Here is an 18,877-nt window from a genome sequence, read left to right on the forward strand (position 1 = left end):
GACTGCTCACTACTGAACCCGCCCGCGTTCGACCGCCTTCATCCATTGCTTGGCACTTCACAGGCTTAATCCAAACCCCATGCTGATCTCAGGCTCTTGTTGCAGAGCCGGCACACTCTTTGCCGGTATCTTCGGAATACTCTGCTCCGGCTTATAGGCACTCTGGTGCGAAACATCATGGCCTAATGCCTGTGGCAACTTTTCCCGGTTGTCCGTAAATATCTGCGCGTCGAATTGGCCACGCGAGATCGAGACGTACGCCATGCGACTGTTGAGGAGATCCTTTGCAGCAAGCTCCGTATCTACGTTGACCAAAACACGCTCCGCCGTCTGGCCTTGGCTGGAATAGCTGGTGACGGCGTACCCATGATCGACATGCGGATGTTGTTGCGGATTGAATTCGACTTTGCGCTCATCGTCCATCCGCAACAGCATCGTTCCATCTCGCCCGATGCCTTTGACGGTTCCTAAATCGCGATTGGCGATCTTCAAGTCATGGCTGGGCGCGGTGAACTGGATGCGATCGCCTACGGAAAACCTCTTCTCGTCCTCCCGGTAGACGGAGACTCCAACCTGACGACGTGGGTCATAGGTCGTCTGCTCCCCGTTTCCACGTACCACCGTCAAGGTGTTCGCCTTGGCATTGACAGCAAGGACACGGGCGTACTCGCCTTTCTCGATACCGGTCTCCTTCGATGAGCGCGAGTACCGCAAGATGTCATCGACCTTATACTGCTGGGCCCAACTGCGGTCCGCGCCGGTTAATTCTTGGCGCGGAACAAGCGTCCGCACGGAATACTCTTGCTTGCTCACAAGTCCACGCGATTGCAGCTCATCATGTATCCGTTGATTGATCTCACTGCGGGAACGGTTGTCGGGCGAAACAACCAATGTTCCGGCGGGAGATTTTGCATACTCTCGCGCAATGGCCCCGATACGTTCCTCGTGTCCCTCTACCTGATGCACACGGCCCTGCTGGTCAAGGCTTTCGACTGCGGCTCTAACCTGGCCACTCGCCAACTGCTCGACAACCTGTTTCAACTCTGGGTCGCGCTGCCGAACGATGTCATTCAGCGTCGCCGTCCGCATACCGGCTTCCTGTAGTTGCGCAAAAGGACGGCCCGCTTCAACGGCCTCATGTTGGCGGCTGTCTCCAACCAACAGCACACGATCGTTCCGATGGAGACGTTCGATGAATTCATGCATCTGGCGCGTGGAGGCAAGCGAGGACTCATCGAGTACATACAGGCGCTTCTCTCCGGTGTCGGGCTGCGTCCCTTTCGCAAGGTGACGCTGGAGAGTTGAGGTCTCCATGCCGGCCTCAGCAAGCTTGTGGGCTGCGCGCGATGTCGGCGCGAATCCTTCGATCTTGTACCCCTGCGCTTCGGCACCCTCACGGACGACGGCGAGGGTCGTCGTCTTGCCTGCCCCGGCGACACCATCCAAGCCCACGATCTTCTCGCGACTCAAGAATATCTCATCGACCGCTTGGCGTTGTGAACGGTTCAATTCAGGATGGCGATCTTCTGTCCAGATTCTCAGCTGTGGCGATACCAACATTGGATCGTCGTAGCCGCGCTGATTGCCGCGCTGCATGTGACCGACCATCTCCCGCTCCATGCGGATCATTTCAGAGGTCGTATACAGTGGAGCGGCTCGGCCATCTGACCGCGCGATAGCTCGGAATTCCCCTCTCGTCACCCGCTGTTCGAATTCCTGCCGAACTTGGCTGTAAGAGGCCTGTCCCATGCTCCGGTCGATCGCTGCTTGCAGGATTGCGCGTTCGTCCTGAACAGCGGAGCGTTCAAAGACATGATTGCGTGAATACGTCACTGACTGTTGCGCCGTCTTCTCCGGCTGCACTTCGTGGCGCGGCTCCCGTGCCATTGCAACGACACGATCCGCCTGATGGCCGAACCTCGCTGCAAGTTCACGGTGCTGCTTCAAGACTTCTTCCGGTGAATGAAGCTCTTTATTGTCGCGTGTGCGATGGGCAGCGACTTGTGCTGCGCCCGCACCCTCTCTACCGATCTCATGCAGGTGTTCTTTGATCTGCACACGGCGCGGGCTCGATGCCTCCAAATACTCCTGCGAATAACCCTTGATCTCAGGCTGCCCGTGTTTGCCACGTTCGATCTCATAGCCCAGGCCTTGCAGCCTCATTGCAAGTTCGGACCGGTACACAGTTGTCGCATACTGTTGCGACTGGAAGAGACTGCGCTCCTGCAATGCGCGTGTTTGTCCATTCTCCCGCTCGGTCACATTGAAGACCACAGCATGAGTATGGAGCTGCGGCGCGGCATAGCCATCCACTGGACGAGCCGTATCATGCTCGAAGGTAGCAGCGATGAACCTGCCCGTTGTCTCCGGCGCATGAACATTACCAATGCGAGCCTGTGTGTACCGCTCCAACTCCTGCACCGCCACGCGAACACTTTCGCGATGTGCCTCACGCACGCGATCATCGCCACCCACAAGGGCTGTCAGCGAAACAGACTTGGGCGCAGAGAACGTCGCATCCCACCCTGCACGGTGTTCTGAACTGGTGATCTGCTTGCCGTACTGATTCTCGTAGGTTCTGGCGGGCTGATGCTTTACGAGCTGCGCATCACTTGCGGGATGCCGACCTTCGCTCAAGCGAGCAAACTCCTCAGCCCCTACATTGCCACCTAAGCCCCACTCCTTCGCGAGTCTCCCTTGCCACTCGCTATGCCCTTGCTGATCGCGGCTCCAGTAGTTCTGTCGTTCGGACGTGAACTCGCGCGCGTGATACGTCCGGGCTTGTCCAGCAGACAGCGATTTAGAGATCGTCAACATATCTTGGCCCGCGAGACAGCAGATAGTTACTGTCTTGGTTCACATCGTAGCCGAGATTTGTGGATAAGTGGGTCGTTATTGCCGAAATATTTTCGGCTGATGATGGACAAAACACCTATGGCTATTGGTTATTTCTATCTTAAGCAAAGCTATTAGCGGAGTAATGGACGGGTGATTTGAATGGCAATTACTCGACTAACGCAACAGTTAGAGCCGACTCAATAGAGACTCTATACTCTGTTTGAGAACAGGCTCAATCAAGACATTCCACGTGAGTCCGAACTGGTCTATTCCATGCTCAAGATGGGGAGATTCAGCCTCTCAAATAGCTGCTCGTCAAGCTGCTCTTTGAGATGAGTTGAAGTAGGATCAACGTGAGGGCTATCGATGCTTCTCGAAGTTGAGCAAGAGATCCGAACTTGGTAAGTGATCTGATCTCCAAGACTCCGATACATCTGTAGTCGCTTCGTCAATCAATCCACTTCGATTCATCCCACGGTTCTGATTGCGAACGCGCATCATCCGATAGAGACGATCCGGGGAAGATAGTACGTCGCTGAGACGGTGGTTTTGGGGAGTGCGAAGGGGGTGGAGTAGCGAGTTGCGGTGCAGTAGAAACCTCGCCGCGAACTTGAGCCGATGTCGGTCGGTCACTCTCACAAAGCATTTCTGGATTTGGCAACTTCTTAAGACCGAATCTGCGACTGATTGCAGGCCCAAAACTCGGCCACTCAAGCTCTGTCTTCTGCTCACTAATCCAGTGGACAATTCTCAACCAAATTCGAGCAACAATCCCGTCTCGATTCTCGGGCCAATCCACTCCATAATTAGATGACCATTGGGGCTCCGTAACCGCGCGTCGAAGCTGTCTCCATTCGTACCCGATGTCTCCTCTCATCACGAATGTCAAATAGGTGACGATCAGCCAAGCCGCGACACCATAGAGTAGCGGTTCATTGACGAGTCGATGGAAACTTTCGCCGTCATAAAAATCTTCACGCAGGAGCTTTTCTACCTCGGTGGAATCCACGCTTTCGACTGCGGTTCTTTCTATGCCCGTCCATCCTTGTTCAAGAGCAAAAGACGAGAGTTGCAAAGGGAGTTCACTCTCGCCTCCCTCAGTGACATTGGGGGCGAACAGCCACTGTCTCTTACGCCCGGGAGCCGTCTCCATGAGCCATCGGATCTGAGTCTTGGCATCAGGCTGATTTGCGTGTTCGGAACTGTGCCAATATGCGATCAGATAATACCGTTGTAGTGGCGGAACTTCCCACCGCAACCAAGCCCAGAAGCCGAGTAATGGGAGGCATGGAAGGAGCGCCAGGATCAGCGCGATCCGCCAGGGAAAAGCAAACCAAATGCGGGAGAGTTTCATTACGGCTTGTCCGTGGTTTTGGGACTGTTCCGGCGACGCCTCTGCGCCATGTAATCCTGCGCCCTCTGCTCCTTAATGGAGTCCGAATAGGCTGACATCTTGCGTAGATCGTCGGTCGTTAGTGGACCTTCCGACGCTCTGGCGAACAGATTCAGCATGAGCGAGCGCATCCCCATGATCTCAGCCAGGAGGATCGGATCGGTTTGCTCCGCTGCACCAGCACTCGCACGGGCGTGCGCAAGTGCCGCCTCGCGTAGCCATTCCGCCACCTTCTTACCGGCGTCAGCGGCTGCTGCCTCAACCACGCCGAACTCAGTCTCGGTAAGGCGTGTTGCAATCGATCTTGCGCGGGCGGTCTCACCCGAGAGGGTAGACGCCGACGGCGCAGCAGTTTCTTGCGGCTTGTCGTTACCGGACGCCATTCGCTTTGCCACCTGGAACAGATAGTCCCTTGAAGCGCTTGGATGCTTCCACCGCACCACCGGTTTCTGCAAACGCCGTCGCTGATAAGAAATGTTGTCCACTCCAACGGCGTTTACAGTCGGAAACGTAAAAGTCCAAGCAATTGAAAGCAAACACGTTATCAATCGTGAACTTCGGGTAGCTTCGCAGTTCCCTATTGGGGATGACGTGTCAGCTTATACCCGCTGCAAAGCAGCGCAGGCCTTTTACCCAACGTGGTGCCCAGCCACTGTCTATCCACTAAGCTAAATTTGTGCTCCTTACAATTTCCACGACTCATCAGCCGGCAACAGATCTCGGCTATCTGCTCCACAAGAACCCAGCACGTCTCCAGACGGAAGAACTTTCGTTTGGAAAAGCCTACGTGTTCTACCCCGACGCTTCTTCTGACATCTGCACGGCGGCGCTGCTTGTCGAGATCGATCCGGTAGCGCTCGTACGGGGTCGGGGACCAGCCGGTGAAGGTGGTCAGCTGGAACAGTACGTTAATGATCGCCCTTACGCTGCGAACTCATTCCTCAGCGTCGCACTGGGGCGTATTTTCAGCACAGCAATGAGCGGACGGAGTAAGGATCGACAGGAGCTTGCAGAGACAGCGATTCCATTGATCGCCCACCTTACCGTCATCGCTGCTCGTGGCGGTGAGGATTTGGTCAAGCGTCTGTTCGAGCCGCTCGGATACTCCGTCGAAATGCAGGGATCGCAGCTCGACGACAAGTTTCCTGAATGGGGCGCATCCCCCTACGTCACCCTCACTCTTGCAGGTACCGTTCGGCTGCAAGATCTGCTCACACACCTCTATGTTCTGATCCCGGTCCTGGGCAACGAAAAGCACTACTGGGTAGCCAATGACGAGATCGAAAAGTTACTGAAGCGCGGCGAAGGATGGCTTGGTGTCCATCCAGAGAAGGACCTCATTGTCTCTCGATACCTGAAGCGTCAGCGGAGTCTTACGCGAGAAGCGTTGAGCCGTTTGCTGGCGGAGGAAGCGCCGAGTGACGAGGCAGATCAGACGCCTTCCGTCGAGCCGCCGGTTACGGAACGCGCACCTTCCCTGCATGACCAACGCCTGCAAACCGTGTTGTCGGTCATACGAGATACAGGTGCAAAGCGTGTGGTCGATCTCGGGTGTGGTGAGGGCAAGCTACTCAAGTTGTTCCTATCTGAGAAGCAGTTTGAGACCATCCTCGGAATGGATGTGTCATGGCGTTCATTAGAGACAGCGAAGGAACGCTTGCGATTGGACGAGCTGCCGGAACGGCAGCGTAACCGAATAGAACTGGTCCAAGGGTCGCTGACCTACCGAGACCAGCGGCTGAACGGGTTTGAAGCAGCCGCCATTGTGGAAGTCATAGAGCATTTGGATGCGTCGCGCCTGGCGACTTTCGAGCGCATCGTCTTCGAATTTGCTCGACCGACGTACGTCGTTTTGACCACTCCGAACGCAGAGTACAACACGATCTTTGAGACGCTTCCGGCAGGCGAATTCCGTCATGGCGACCACCGTTTCGAGTGGAAACGAACTGAGTTTGAAGGCTGGGCAAGTGGAGTAGCAGAGCGGTTCGGCTATGGAGTTCGCTTCGAACCTGTAGGGCCGGTCGATGTAGAAAAAGGTGCCCCAACACAGATGGCAGTCTTTACTCAGAAGGAGGTGGCGGCATGAAGATCAGCATTCCAGAATTGTCGCTTGTCCTCCTGGTTGGCCCTTCGGGCTCTGGCAAGTCTTCGTTCGCGCGTAAGCACTTCCTGCCCACCGAGGTTGTCTCCTCCGACTTCTGCCGCGCGCTTGTTTCCGATAATGAAAACGACCAGTCTGCGACCGGAGATGCTTTCGACCTGCTGCACGAGATCGTCCGCAAGCGCCTCGCTCGTGGCCGCCTGAGCGTAGTCGATGCGACCAACGTCCAGCCAGAGGCACGGAAGTCTCTGATCGCTCTGGCAAAAGAGTTTCATCTCTTTGCCGAGGCGATTGTCTTCGATCTCTCGGAGCGCGTGTGCCAGGACCGCAACGTGCTTCGTCCCGACCGGCAGTTCGGGCCGCACGTCATTCGCAACCAGTCGCAGCAACTCCGGCGTTCTCTGCGCGGATTGGAACGCGAAGGCATCCGCCACGTCTTCAAGCTCTCAAGCCCCGAGGAAGTGGACGCCGTAACCATCGAACGTCACCCACTCTGGAATAACAAGAAGGCCGAGCACGGCCCATTCGACGTCATTGGAGACGTTCATGGGTGCTTCGATGAGCTTATCGAGCTTATGGCCCAGCTCGGCTACACGGTGAATCAAACCGATGGGGCGTATTCGGTTTCGTCCTCCGGCGAGCGCAAGCTAGTCTTTGTGGGCGACCTTGTTGATCGCGGCCCAGGAACTGTTCAGGTACTTCGTCTCGTTTCAAGCATGGTGCAATCTGGACAAGCATTCTGTGTTCCGGGCAATCACGACATGAAGCTCGTCAGAGCATTGCGAGGCCGAGATGTGAAGCATACGCACGGTCTTGCGGAGACGATGGAACAACTCGGAAACGAGTCGAATGAGTTCCGCGTCGAGGTCGCCAAGTTCCTTGATGGCCTTGTCAGCCACTATGTCTTCGACGACGGAAAGCTGGTCGTTGCCCACGCTGGCCTGAAGGAGTCAATGCATGGTCGCGGATCAGGAGCAGTGCGCGAGTTTGCCCTCTTCGGCGAAACAACTGGAGAAACGGACGAGTTCGGCCTGCCTATTCGCTACAACTGGGCAGCGGACTATCGCGGGAAGGCTCTAGTGGTCTATGGACACACGCCCGTTCCCGAGCCGCTCTTTCTCAACAACACGGTCAATATTGATACCGGCTGTGTCTTCGGTGGCCGACTCACAGCGCTGCGCTATCCCGAGCGCGAGATCGTATCGGTCAAAGCGCATCAGACATACTACGAGCCTGCCTGTCCCTTCCTGCCCGAAACGACCGAGAGTCAGCGGCCCTTGCAGCACGCACAGGATGATGTACTCGACCTTGCCGATGTGGTCGGTAAACGTCTCATCGACACACGGCTGAAGCCGAAGATCACGATTCGGGAGGAGAATGCGATTGCGGCGCTTGAAGTCATGAGCCGGTTCGCAAGTGACCCCAAGTGGCTCATCTATCTTCCGCCGACGATGTCACCCACCGAGACAAGTAAGCACGAGAATCTGCTGGAACATCCGGACGAGGCATTCGCCTTCTACCGCAAGGAAGGGATCGCCACCGTTGTTTGCGAACAGAAACACATGGGATCTCGCGCTGTCGTTGTCCTCTGCAAAGACGAGACCGTATCTCAGAAACGCTTCGGCGTCGTCCAAGCGTCACTCGGAACGGTGTATACCCGCACCGGTCGCCGCTTCTTCACCGATGAAGCCTTGGAGCATCAGTTTCTCGCGCGCTTGCAATCAGCAGTCGAGAGGTCCGGGCTATGGAAAGAACTCGCGACGGATTGGCTCTGCCTGGATTGCGAGCTGATGCCGTGGTCTGCGAAGGCGCAGGAGTTGCTCCAGAAGCAGTATGCGCCTGTCGGCAATGCCGGCGTCCATGCATTGCGAGCTGAGAGTGAACTGATCACTAAGGCTTCACTGCACGTACCGGGCTTGGAATCGCTCTCTGTACAAACCGCTAAAAGACTCAGTGCTGTCGAGCATTACACCACGGCCTATCGGCAATACTGCTGGCCGGTCGGTTCGCTGGCCGATCTCAAACTTGCACCATTCCACATCCTGGCAAGTGAAGGCGCGGTCCATACCGACAAGCCGCACACTTGGCACATAGAGACAATTGCCAAGCTCTGCGGGGCGGATCCGGAGATATTGCTCGCTACCCCGTTCAAGATCGTCGATCTTCACGATGAGGCGGGCACTGCGGATGCAGTCGCCTGGTGGACGCAGATGACGGCTGAAGGCCGAGAAGGCATGGTCGTTAAACCGCTCAACTTCATCGCTGAAGGCCGACGCGGGATCACCCAGCCAGCCATAAAGTGCCGGGGTGCCGAATACCTTCGCATCATCTACGGCCCAGAGTATCTCCTGCCGGAGAACCTTGAACGCCTTCGTTCAAGGAACGTGGGAGCCAAGCGCTCCCTCGCCAGCCGGGAGTTTGCACTTGGCATCGAGGCGCTTGAGCGGTTCGTTCGCAAGGAGCCCTTGCGCCTCACTCATGAGTGCGTCTTCGGAGTTCTAGCACTGGAAAGTGAACCAATTGACCCGAGACTCTAAGATTTGCACTCCTTGAAGGAGATGCTTTACCTTCCGTCTTCATGACGTTGAGGCCAGCCGCGCGGCGGCTACTTGATCGTGTAGCGTGCCCCGCGCCCCTGCCCGACCTGACGCAGATATTGTTGCTCTGCCAGCTTCTTGACATGCACCTTAATGGTGTTGCGGTTCGCGCCGGTCGAGTCCTCAATTTCCTTGACGGTGACTTCGCCGCGCGTTTTCGCCAGCTCCAAAATCTGACGGGAAAGGGCGGCCAAAGATGAGCGAAGCGCCTGCTCCTCCTTCACCTTCGCGGCGAGATTATCTTTCTGCTTAGCCATCGTCTTCAGGAAGAAGACCACCCAAGCCTCCCAGTTCTGTTCTTCCTTGCGGATCGTTTGTTGAGTTCTCCGGAGGGCCAGGTAGTAGCTATCCTTATTCTGCTCAACCACGCCTTCCATAGAGCTGTAGGGGACGTAGCTGTACCCGGCGCGTAGCAATAGTAAGGTCGTAAGCGCACGCGATAGCCTGCCATTGCCGTCTTTGAACGGATGGATAGCGAGGAACACCACAATGAAGATCCCAATGAGGATCAGCGGGTGATGGCTCTCCTCTTCCACGGCGCGGTTGAACCAGTCGACAAGGTCCTTCATCCATCCCGGCGTTTCAAACGGGGTCGCCGTCTCGAAGACAACGCCCAGACTCTTGCCGTCAGGTCCGAACGCCTCCACGTGGTTTGTGACGGTCTTATACTGGCCGCGATGATCCTGATCCTTGGAACTGTACTTGAGGAGGACGCCGTGGAGCTGCTTGATGTGATTCTCGGTCGAAGCGATAGCCTCGTATCCCTCGAAAATCATGTCCATCGCATCGGCATAGCCCGCGACTTCTTCCTCATCGCGGCTTGCAAAGGATTTGGTATGCAGCCCGGAGAGTAGCTTCTCCACATCCGCATCGCTGAGCTTTGACCCCTCAATACGGGTGGACGACCCCACGCTCTCAATCGTGGCGATTCGCCGCAAGGTAGTCAGTTTTTCCGGGGCGAGGGTTTCAATGACGGTCCAGCGCCCCTTAAACTCGTCGATCTCGGCGATGAGCTTGAGGATCTCCGGGGTGATCGCAATGTTGGTGATGGGGTACATGGCTGATACCCATTTTCACCCATTTATAGCCATTTTGCACCCGATCATGGCAAATATCCGTTTTTACCCGTTTTCACCCAATCAGCGCGGGGCGTGAGGGTTCGCCTGTCGGCCTTTGCTGACTTCACCAGTTCGCTATAGCTCTCCGCCGTTGCCTGTTCCATGTGTCTTTGGACACATGAGAAGAAGACATTCTTCTCATGACAGCGCCTCACCCGGAGAGGAAGCGTCGGTCAAGGCCGCGCGATTTCGCGCGCCGCGTAGCGGGCGAAGCGCCTTGACGGACGCTGGAGCGGAGGGTACTGCGCCACGGGTGCGAGGGTTAGGGCTCCAGTTGACTGCTGAGTTAGTGAACCACTGAGCACTCTTATATGGCCGCGCTACTTGGCACTAAAGGCTCCGTTGGGAGCCAACAAAGACTTGTCGGTGTCTAATCGTCGTATGAAGCAAGTTTGGATTGCGATGTTGATGATTTGGGCACTGAAAGGCATCGTGTCCGGCCAGTCGACCACCAAATCTGTTCGAAAAATCGAGTTGCACTCCGGGTGGGGTGGGCTTGGAACACCGCAAAACTCTACGGTGATCATTCGCAGAGCGAACGGCCGATACCTGAGAAACGGAATGCCGATTGATGCGGCTCTGGTCGATGCCTTTATTTCAGCTCTCGACGCCCCCACCGTTGCAAAGCCCCAGATGGAGAATCTGGGGGTCACATCGATTTGGCTAAGAAACAATCTTCACCTGGCAGAAAAGGCTGTATCGGGCAGTTTTGCTGATGCGACGCCCACACAGAGATCCCTTTTCGAGTCCTCCTTCGTAAATCCAACGCTGATGGCGAAAGTGGTTTCCGATTTGTTCTCGTATTCGAGTTTCGACGACAACCCATATGCCAGCGGTGAAGTGACCTTCGACGATGGGTCCATGCTTACAGCGAAGACCCATTCCTACTACGTGTTCATGATCCCATGGACGATCTCGGATCGAGGGGACACGTTCAATGCGGCGATATCGCGAACATTTTCGGCTTTGCTACCTACGAAGACGACGAACAAGCAGCGTCTCGTTGCAGACGAATTCGTCTCAAAGCTCGGCGAAACGCTTTTGCAACGAATCGAACCAGAATGGAAAATGCGTGGAGTTGAAGACCGGGCCGGCAACGCACTTAAGTCACTTCGCACCGCCTACACCGTGAAGGCTGCGGATATCAATCCGTACCACGACGTTGCATTTGGACGCCGGTGGGATGAAAAAGGTCCCCATGAAACGAACTTGCAGGCCACACTGCACAAGCCAAGTTTCCCGCCAAACTTGAATGAGCACCTTGTGCTCCAATACGAGCAAGACAAGGTTCAGGGCCTCGATCAATTCCTAGCGTCTGGAGGCAAGTACGAGTCTCTTGTTCTCTCCGTTCCATGGCTCAAGGAATACTTGGGTCAGCATCCCTCCGAGACAGTGACCCTCGAACACGTTCACCAACTCTCCTTCAGCAACCACGCGTTAGAAAGTTTTGCGAGCGATATGAAGGCTAGGGGGCGCGAGGATCTCATTCCGACTGTGCAAGCTCAGCAGCCACAAATTGCGCTCCTCCACGTGGGCTTTGTCTATTGGCTGCTCTTTCCGGACAAGCATATGCTGCTATGGCGTTTTGAGGGGCCGCGCGGGTTTCTAAAGTGGAACCCTAGCGACTTTCCAGCCGGGAAATGTGGTGAGTATTATCGGGTCAACAATGGCGGTTGCTCTGGCAGGGAAATCTCACCAGACGGTGAGCTTCTCCCCGATCATGAGCCGAACGATGTGGCCTGCATGACCAGCTTCAGGAAGACACTAGATCCAAATCTTCCGAAAGCAGAGGCTCTATTTCCGGTAACCCAACATGACCATAGTGGCTTCATCGATAAGGACGGGCGAGTGCGCGTACCGCTGTGCTTCGATGCCGTTGGCGAATTCTCTGAAGGGATGGCGTCCTTTGAGCGTGACGGTGTTAAAGGATATCTCGATGAATCTGGGACCGTGGTCATTCAGCCTCGCTTTCCTTGGGCTGAAGCCTTCTCTGAAGGACTCGCTAAGGTCCAGGTGTCGGGGACGGTTCTCGGCTACGACGGCAAGTGGGGTTTCATCAACAGGAAAGGCGAAAATGTTATTGCGCCAGTGTATGGGTGGCAGACGGAGCAGGACGGTACAGAGCAGGCTTTCCATAACGGTCGCGCGAAGATCGAGGTGAACGGGAAGAGCGGATACATCGACAAGAACGGCACAATGGTCATTCCACCGCAATTCAGCCTAGCCTACCCTTTCAGCGAGGGTCTTGCGGCGGTGACCAAGGCAGAATCAATGGATACAGACTGGGGCTATGTGGATTCCACCGGAAAGTGGGTCATCCCGCCATCATTCGATTGGGCCACATCTTTCAATGAAGGTCTCGCAGCGGTAAATCGAAAGCATGACTGTGGTTTCATCGCTCCTTCCGGCAAACGGGTTATACATCCTCCCGTTGCGCCAGGCGAAAAGGATTGTGCGACAGTATGGGGTGACTTCAGCGAGCACTTAGCCCGCTGGAAGTTTGGCGACAAGTACGGATTCATTAACCAAGCTGGCGAGGTCGTCATCAAGCCTGCGTTCAGCTTTGTTCATTCGTTCTCCGAGGGACTGGCGGCAGTCCAGATTGCAGGCGGGTGGGGATACGTGGACAAGACTGCGCAACTCGTCATCGAGCCCAGAGATCTGACCCGGGCCGAGGATTTCCATCACGGCTTGGCCCTGGTTGTGACCCGGGACGGCAGATGGGGCTACATCAACAAAGCAGGCAAATACGTGTGGGGGCCGTCTCGCCAAGGCAGCGACTAGCGATATCTTGAGTGCGAGCCTTTTGGCGACATCGGCCTATGGCTCTTTACTCACACAGGATGCGACGCCCAGTATCCCATCATTTGAAGAGAACACAAGCACCCTACCTGCGGTCATAATCGCAATCCGGTCAGACTTCAATTTTGTCCAACTCCCCGGCTCACCGGGCAAGTGTGCCACTTCCGTTTGAGCCCACGTACCGTCGCCATTGGGGCTTACGCCAAGCACGTACCCGTAATTGAACCCCATATGCGCCAACCCAAAGACGACAATTGCGCCCGTACCGTCATAGTCCATTCCGCGCACGTTATCTCGATCCAACACCACTGGCACTCCCTCGCCTGGAATCCACGTCAGATCACCACCCCATTCGCCGTGGTCTGTACCTACGAGTTCCCCCCTGACATTGCCGTTCGATAGTCTCAGCGCGTGCGCATTCACATCTCTAATGGGCTGGATTCTGAACTTCTCCCGCTGCCACTGCCAGAGATTACTGGGACAGGCATCTCGCGTGCCATGAAATCCATCGGTGATCAAAGAGGTTGGATTGGTCTGCATCCCGCGGTCCATCGTTTTCCAAGGGGCGCGTTCAACCTGCCCCTTGGAGCGCAAAGCGGATGCCACATGTGCGGCATCGTCTTTCAGTTCAACGAGCCAGTAGGTGGATGCTAAATTCTCCAGCTTCCCCGCAGCATTCCTATCACCGAGCCAGCCAACTGCCCGAATTGCTGCATACACGACACGCCAGTCCTTCGAGTCGAGTGCTTGGCCGATCTTTCCAACTGCCGGACGGTAGTTGATGTACCCGAGTATCAAAATTCCATAGGCGCGCTCTGCCTGGTTATCAGAATCCAGAAACGGCATCAGCGCGTCTCCCGCCACACTCCCCGCCGGTCCAAACTCAGCTATCTCGCTGAGGCATTGAACCGATTCCAGAGCAAGGAAATCGAATTTTTGCGCGTGGGGCTGACACGCTTTGGCCAACGGCTCAATCACAATGGGATCACGGACTGCCGTCAGCGTAATGTCTGCTTGCTTCTTGATCTCCGGCTCATTGCTCTTGAGCAGGACATGGAGACCGATGCTGGACTGCTCTGCTACGGGGCCTAATGCGGCGATACCGCGCAGCGCAGCGATGCGTTTCGGCAGCGGTTCGCTCCGATCAAGGGCCAGCGCCGTCCAAGTAGCTGCATGCGCAATCGGAAGGGGTTCCATCTCGGCGATGACTTCGGCTGCGAGCCGATACTTCTCGTCGTTTTCGAGAAGCAGCGTAAGTTCTGCAAGTGCCCTCTCACCAAGTTTTGAGAGGGCGAAACCGGTCTGGTTCGTAACGTCGTCCCCATGGGACAGATCTTCGACAAGAGCGTGGATGGCAGTAGCTGAGCCTATTTGGCCGAGAGGGCTTGCCACCCAGCCGCCATGATCCATGATGAGAGCGGCCCGTAAGGCTGGAACATCATCAACCGTCCAAGTGCCCCAATCTGCCAATATTGCGCCAGCTACATTCCGCCAACCGGCGTGGCTTCCAACCGCACGTCTCAACAGCTCCTGCTTCGCAGGTTCTCCAAAACGCCGAAGATCACGGGCTAGGATGAGGCTGTTGCTGCCTTCACCATCATCTTGGGCGGGTACAACTTTATCCAAGAGTGTCAGGCAAGCCGACAGCGGGGCGCAGGTGTCCAAGCCTTTCGGAACCGGAATGGCACCTGCGGCTTTGGCAAAGAGAAGCACAACTATTGCAAGGTACGCCCTGCACATGGAGACAACCTCCTGAACCTAGATCTCCTGGACTGTCATTCCATTAGACACCGGACCGCTGTGAGCCGGTCAGCCGGCTCAGTCGTCGCGTTCCTCGTGGAGGTAAGCTGGACAGATGATTACGCTCGGACTCGGCAATATCTTCCCAAAGCGACGTGAGCCATCGCACAGTGGATTGCAGACGCTATCAGAGATGGTCGAACTGCTAGAGCCGTCCCCCCTGGTCTTACAGGCTCTCTCAGAAACGGTTGCATGGTGCCTACGCAGACCGCTGCAACAAGACCAGTTTCGTAGTCGTGAACTTGATCCTTCGGCCCTTCTCAGAGTCCCGCCGTTCGGTGAGTCAAACATAGGAGTCTGGCTCGAAAAAAAGCGTGAGAGCTACCAGTCAGCTATCAACGCGATCAACGCAAATCGCTCCGCCCTCGTTCGCGATAGGAATATAAAAGTCGCTGATTCAGCGGTGGCGAAATCAAAAGGCAGGTTGTTGCTCTACGAACCATTGGAAACTGTTACGGACGGTGCATCTGATGCCAGTTCGCGCGGCTTCTTTGACATCGAGGATGCTCCGCCCTGGGATACGTGGTTTCTGTATTCAGAAGGCTCAATCTTCAGTTGGGTTCCTGAGGCACTTGTCCAGGATGCGCAGGCAGGCATTGACGCAAATCCCGTCGATTGCATCCACTGGTGTGACCGGCCAAAGTTGTGAAAACTCCGGGATGTGCAGACCCCACGGATTTCTCGAAACGGTTTCTGGAAACGCCTGGGGGAGTTGCCGAAAAGAGGACTTCGCGGGAGTCTCCCCCCGAAGACCGGAGTTGTCGTGAATGATTGTGAGAAGCCTTGACACTGCTGCGTCCATTGGCTGCACAATCGAGGTAATGATTTCAATAACAGTCGAAGAAGTTCAAGCCCTTGTGAACTCGCAGTGCGCAGGGAACTTGATTGTAAAAAACGACCATCGCATCGGCTTAGAGCAGGCGATCGTGCCGCCTCACCGAACGTTGGTCGTTTGGCGCACGGTCGAAAATGGCAACTTGAGAGACACGGAATTGAGCGTGTGGGTGGTTGGGCAAGAAAATTCTTCCGACGGGTACAAGATCATCATGCGAGACGACGGCGAGCAATTTGGTCTTGCGTCGGTTGGTTTCCCGAACGACAAACACCTGATTTTGGACGGATGGTACGGCTCCCTATTGTCCGCGTTCCTAGCAATGTGACCAGGCTTTACCTCACTGAAACGTGCGCTTCACCCGAAAGCACGGATTAATGCTGAGATCGCGGATGCATGCATGCCCCACAGAGCTTTGCTTTAGGTGTTCTGAGAGGCTTTCCGCACTGTTCGCATGGCGGCCCATACAGGGATACCCGATGGTGCATAATGGCATTCTGGTGGCAATCCTTCATGCCCGTCAGCTCTTCATAGCGCTTCCGAACCGGACGAAATAGATCATTGATCGGTACGCCCTCCAGAGCGATACCCCACTTCTGGCGAAACTCTTTTGTGGCCTTTATGCCGCCGCTGTAGAGGGCTTGGACTGAGAGGAACTCGTCCTCATCAAGCATCGGCATTTCGCTCTTGCAGCGCCAGCACCACATGCGTTCCATGCCTGCCATCATCGAACCAACTGCCTTCAAAATGCAAGCGAACAGTAGCAAGCGCAAAACCTCAGTCCGATCTTGTTACCCATGAAACGGACAAGTTAACGGACCAGACCGTAGCGCCTTGAAAACGGCGTTTGCAGCAAGTGCTGAACCACTTTCACACCGACGCTCCTTCGAGCAGGCCCACGAAGAACAAAACCAGTAAAGCCGCCACGAGTGAAATGACGGCCCATCTTGAAGCGCCGCGTAATCCGGCGACGACTGTCGCAACTAAGCCGACCGGTGCCAAGAGAAAGAGTAGCCCAAGATCCAACGTCTCCGGGTCCTTCCAAGGCGGAAGCTCTGGTGAAGGCTTCAGTGTGTAGTAGAGGAAGACGTATGCACCGTAGACGGTAACTAGCCAAGCCACGCCCACCGACCACAGTGGAAGTGGACGGAGTCGACCTCGTCTGTAGCTCGTTATTGTTCGCGCGAGGGCGAATGTCGCGAAGAGGAAAGGACCGCAGGTAAGAAAGAGCGGAACGGCAAGCAATCGCATTATGGCTCAACTTTGTGCAATGTCAGAAGGCCAAGTCAGCTTACCAGTCTTTTAGATCGAACAGCTTTCGATCCCTGGTCCGGCGTCTACGTTTCGCGCAAGACGGCGTTTCATGCAAGTTCGACCAACTTGGATCAGCCAGCCGTAGTTGCTCAAGACGCGACTTTCAAGGAATGTCGATCAATACTGCAGTGCCTAGCCGGCTCTGGAATATGATCGACCGAAAGAACGCTGGAGGGGGACCGATGGACAGTCTCGCGTGGCTCCAAAATTGGTACGCAAAGCAATGTGATGGGGAGTGGGAGCACACCAACGGCATCCGGATCGATACATTGGATAATCCCGGCTGGAGCGTGAAGATCGATCTCAGCGACACCCGCTACAAGGGCCTCGAAAGCGCCATCATCGTCGATGATTACGTAAGCGATTCAGATTGGATCGTGTGCCGGATCGTTGATGGAAACTTTGACGGGTCCGGCGACCCTCAAAAGCTCCTGCCGATCGTACAGAAGTTTCGTGGTTGGATCGACAACTTTTGACTCTCGTGTGGGCGTAGTTTCCCAAAACCCGACTTTCCGGACGCCTGCCTGGCTATTGGCGGTGATCTCCTTAGAGGGGACAAGCTGATACGCTGACGTTCATGGATACGAAGACCATCTATGTCCCAATGCTGAACGAGGGAACGGACGTTTGGAAACCCGTCATCGCGCAGCCCTTGAGTCGCGCGACGTACCGCATCGAAAGCGGCCCGCTCGATCCAGACGACGAGAATTTGGCCTACGGAGCAGGCCAAGAAGTGACTGTCGAAGAGCACATCTTTCAGGACGGAAATCGCGGTCTTGTGGCTGTTGGTAGAGCGGCACACGCTCGATTAGACCTCACGCCGGAAGAGACCGACATTGTCCAGAACGCACTGAATGAGATTTGCAACGGGATAAACCTTGGAGATGAATTCGAGACGCGAATAGGTGCGACTGTCGGCGAGGCTCGCGCTCTGCTTGAGCGTGTTGCAGGGTTGAGACGGCAGTAACGTCGAGGCGGCGTTCCGTTAGGCTGGCACTGGCTTCGCGCACGCAAAACGGGAATGTCGGCAAGTTCGACCGCTCAAACGACCTGCGACGGCGTGATTGCCCAAAAGACGACTTTCGAGGAATGCCGCTAGGTCTGATATGTTCGCTTGTGTGCCCACGGGAGTTCTAGCGATGCTGACTGTAAATCGAGTGGGTCTGAGGCCACTGATGTTGCTACCGGCATTCTTTTGGGGTCTGTCGATCCCGGCCCAGCAATCCAGAGTTCAGCAAGGGCATGATGTTGTCTGGACGTGGTCTGCGCAATGTGGAACGAAGCAGCAACTCAGGGTTACAGTTCACCTCCAGAGCAAGCTTCTTTATGACGGACTCCTTCCCATCTGTCGTGGCAACCGTGATGCAGAGAATGGAAGGGCGGAATTCCATTTCTCTAGTGGTCAAGTTTTCGGCGGAGAATACCGGGCACGAGGGCGAGATTCTATCGAGGGTGACATCTGGCAGGCTGGAGGCGAGAAGGATGCTCTGATCTTGGGCGTCTCCTTGGCCACTAAAAAGCAGGTCATGCTGAACACTCTGCACATCGCCAGCCCGGACAAAGAAACGACCGCTGAGCTGGACAAGGGCCTCTACATCACAACTACTCCCGTGACCACTCGCTAGCCATAGATCGAAACTGCATAGACTGGTCATGCACTAAAAACGGCGTTGTGGGAAAGTTCAGTCCCCGGCGAGCCGGTCTGACGCTTTCTCAGCCTTGAACGATGACGTCTTGGTTTTTATCCCCATCCCGGCCCCGAGCAACATCAGGAGCAGTCCCCCGAACATCCCCTCAGCTTCGGCCTTCGCGAACTTGACATGCTGGATCTCGTAAAGGAACTTGCCTCCGATCAGAAACACCGCAGCGCCTACCCATAGCAGAAGCCGCGAGCAGCCTCGAATGACTTTCTTTGCCGATGATGCAATCGACCCGTTCATCAGACAAGCCTAGCATTTGGTTTCGCCCGAGAAACGGCGTTTCAGGAAACATCGGGACCGAGATTGCCGAAAAGAGGACTTTCAGGGAATGTGAGAGGATGCCGTCATGATCGCGCGTTGGAACGAGGAGAAGCCGAGACAG

Annotated in this window: 15 protein-coding genes; 7 read left to right on the top strand and 8 right to left on the bottom strand. The window is 55.7% G+C overall.

Annotated elements, in window-relative coordinates:
* Positions 1-57 precede the first annotated feature (57 nt).
* The 3 genes from mobF to GSQ81_RS08965 form a co-directional block, all read right to left on the bottom strand.
* On the bottom strand, positions 58-2,817 hold the full coding sequence (gene mobF, locus GSQ81_RS08955) for a MobF family relaxase (protein ID WP_158910440.1): 2,760 nt from the start codon (positions 2,815-2,817) through the stop codon (positions 58-60).
* A 469-nt stretch (positions 2,818-3,286) separates the two neighbouring features.
* Positions 3,287-4,192, bottom strand: coding sequence for a hypothetical protein (locus GSQ81_RS08960; RefSeq protein ID WP_158910441.1), 906 nt, complete (start codon positions 4,190-4,192; stop codon positions 3,287-3,289).
* Positions 4,192-4,614, bottom strand: coding sequence for a hypothetical protein (locus GSQ81_RS08965; RefSeq protein WP_158910442.1), 423 nt, complete (start codon positions 4,612-4,614; stop codon positions 4,192-4,194). Before GSQ81_RS08965 ends, GSQ81_RS08960 begins: the two co-directional genes overlap by 1 nt.
* 293 nt (positions 4,615-4,907) lie before the next feature.
* On the opposite strand from GSQ81_RS08965, the gene GSQ81_RS08970 reads away from it, so the two are divergent.
* Positions 4,908-6,317 (top strand): 3' terminal RNA ribose 2'-O-methyltransferase Hen1, encoded by a 1,410-nt coding sequence (locus GSQ81_RS08970; RefSeq protein WP_158910443.1) that lies wholly within the window; start codon positions 4,908-4,910, stop codon positions 6,315-6,317.
* The gene (locus GSQ81_RS08975; RefSeq protein WP_158910444.1) at positions 6,314-8,869 is read left to right on the top strand and encodes a polynucleotide kinase-phosphatase; all 2,556 of its coding nucleotides are present in this window, start codon (positions 6,314-6,316) and stop codon (positions 8,867-8,869) included. The genes GSQ81_RS08970 and GSQ81_RS08975 overlap by 4 nt, the downstream gene beginning before the upstream one ends.
* A 68-nt stretch (positions 8,870-8,937) precedes the next feature.
* Here the strand turns inward: GSQ81_RS08975 and GSQ81_RS08980 are convergent, their stop codons facing one another.
* On the bottom strand, positions 8,938-9,987 hold the full coding sequence (locus tag GSQ81_RS08980; protein WP_158910445.1) for a Fic family protein: 1,050 nt from the start codon (positions 9,985-9,987) through the stop codon (positions 8,938-8,940).
* Positions 9,988-10,428: 441 nt separating this feature from the next.
* Here GSQ81_RS08980 and GSQ81_RS08985 point away from each other — a divergent pair, with 441 nt between their 5' ends.
* Entirely contained in the window at positions 10,429-12,831 is a 2,403-nt protein-coding gene (locus GSQ81_RS08985; RefSeq protein ID WP_158910446.1) for a WG repeat-containing protein, read from the top strand.
* 36 nt (positions 12,832-12,867) lie between these two features.
* Here GSQ81_RS08985 and GSQ81_RS08990 read toward each other — a convergent pair whose 3' ends face one another.
* A complete protein-coding gene (locus tag GSQ81_RS08990; protein ID WP_158910447.1) occupies positions 12,868-14,373 on the bottom strand; it encodes a HEAT repeat domain-containing protein in 1,506 nt (501 codons plus the stop codon).
* Positions 14,374-15,416: 1,043 nt separating this feature from the next.
* On the opposite strand from GSQ81_RS08990, the gene GSQ81_RS08995 reads away from it, so the two are divergent.
* Positions 15,417-15,809: a hypothetical protein gene (locus tag GSQ81_RS08995; RefSeq protein ID WP_158910448.1), complete on the top strand. Its 393-nt coding sequence runs from the start codon at positions 15,417-15,419 to the stop codon at positions 15,807-15,809.
* A gap of 46 nt (positions 15,810-15,855) precedes the next feature.
* On the opposite strand, the gene GSQ81_RS09000 is transcribed toward GSQ81_RS08995, so the two are convergent.
* Both GSQ81_RS09000 and GSQ81_RS09005 read right to left on the bottom strand, forming a co-directional pair.
* A complete protein-coding gene (locus tag GSQ81_RS09000; protein WP_254060093.1) occupies positions 15,856-16,197 on the bottom strand; it encodes a hypothetical protein in 342 nt (113 codons plus the stop codon).
* Between the two features lie 154 nt (positions 16,198-16,351).
* The gene (locus GSQ81_RS09005; protein WP_158910449.1) at positions 16,352-16,603 is read right to left on the bottom strand and encodes a hypothetical protein; all 252 of its coding nucleotides are present in this window, start codon (positions 16,601-16,603) and stop codon (positions 16,352-16,354) included.
* 374 nt (positions 16,604-16,977) lie between these two features.
* Here GSQ81_RS09005 and GSQ81_RS09010 point away from each other — a divergent pair, with 374 nt between their 5' ends.
* From GSQ81_RS09010 to GSQ81_RS09020, 3 genes are all read left to right on the top strand, one after another.
* Positions 16,978-17,271, top strand: a complete 294-nt coding sequence (locus tag GSQ81_RS09010; RefSeq protein WP_158910450.1) for an immunity 53 family protein — start codon at positions 16,978-16,980, stop codon at positions 17,269-17,271.
* Positions 17,272-17,372: 101 nt separating this feature from the next.
* Positions 17,373-17,762 carry a hypothetical protein gene (locus GSQ81_RS09015; RefSeq protein WP_158910451.1) on the top strand — a complete coding sequence of 130 codons (390 nt, stop codon included), beginning with the start codon at positions 17,373-17,375 and terminating at the stop codon, positions 17,760-17,762.
* Between the two features lie 172 nt (positions 17,763-17,934).
* On the top strand, positions 17,935-18,420 hold the full coding sequence (locus tag GSQ81_RS09020; RefSeq protein WP_158910452.1) for a hypothetical protein: 486 nt from the start codon (positions 17,935-17,937) through the stop codon (positions 18,418-18,420).
* Between the two features lie 57 nt (positions 18,421-18,477).
* On the opposite strand, the gene GSQ81_RS09025 is transcribed toward GSQ81_RS09020, so the two are convergent.
* Entirely contained in the window at positions 18,478-18,735 is a 258-nt protein-coding gene (locus GSQ81_RS09025; protein WP_158910453.1) for a hypothetical protein, read from the bottom strand.
* Positions 18,736-18,877: the final 142 nt, after the last annotated feature.

The organism is Granulicella sp. L56, from assembly GCF_009765835.1.
GTDB lineage: Bacteria > Acidobacteriota > Terriglobia > Terriglobales > Acidobacteriaceae > Edaphobacter.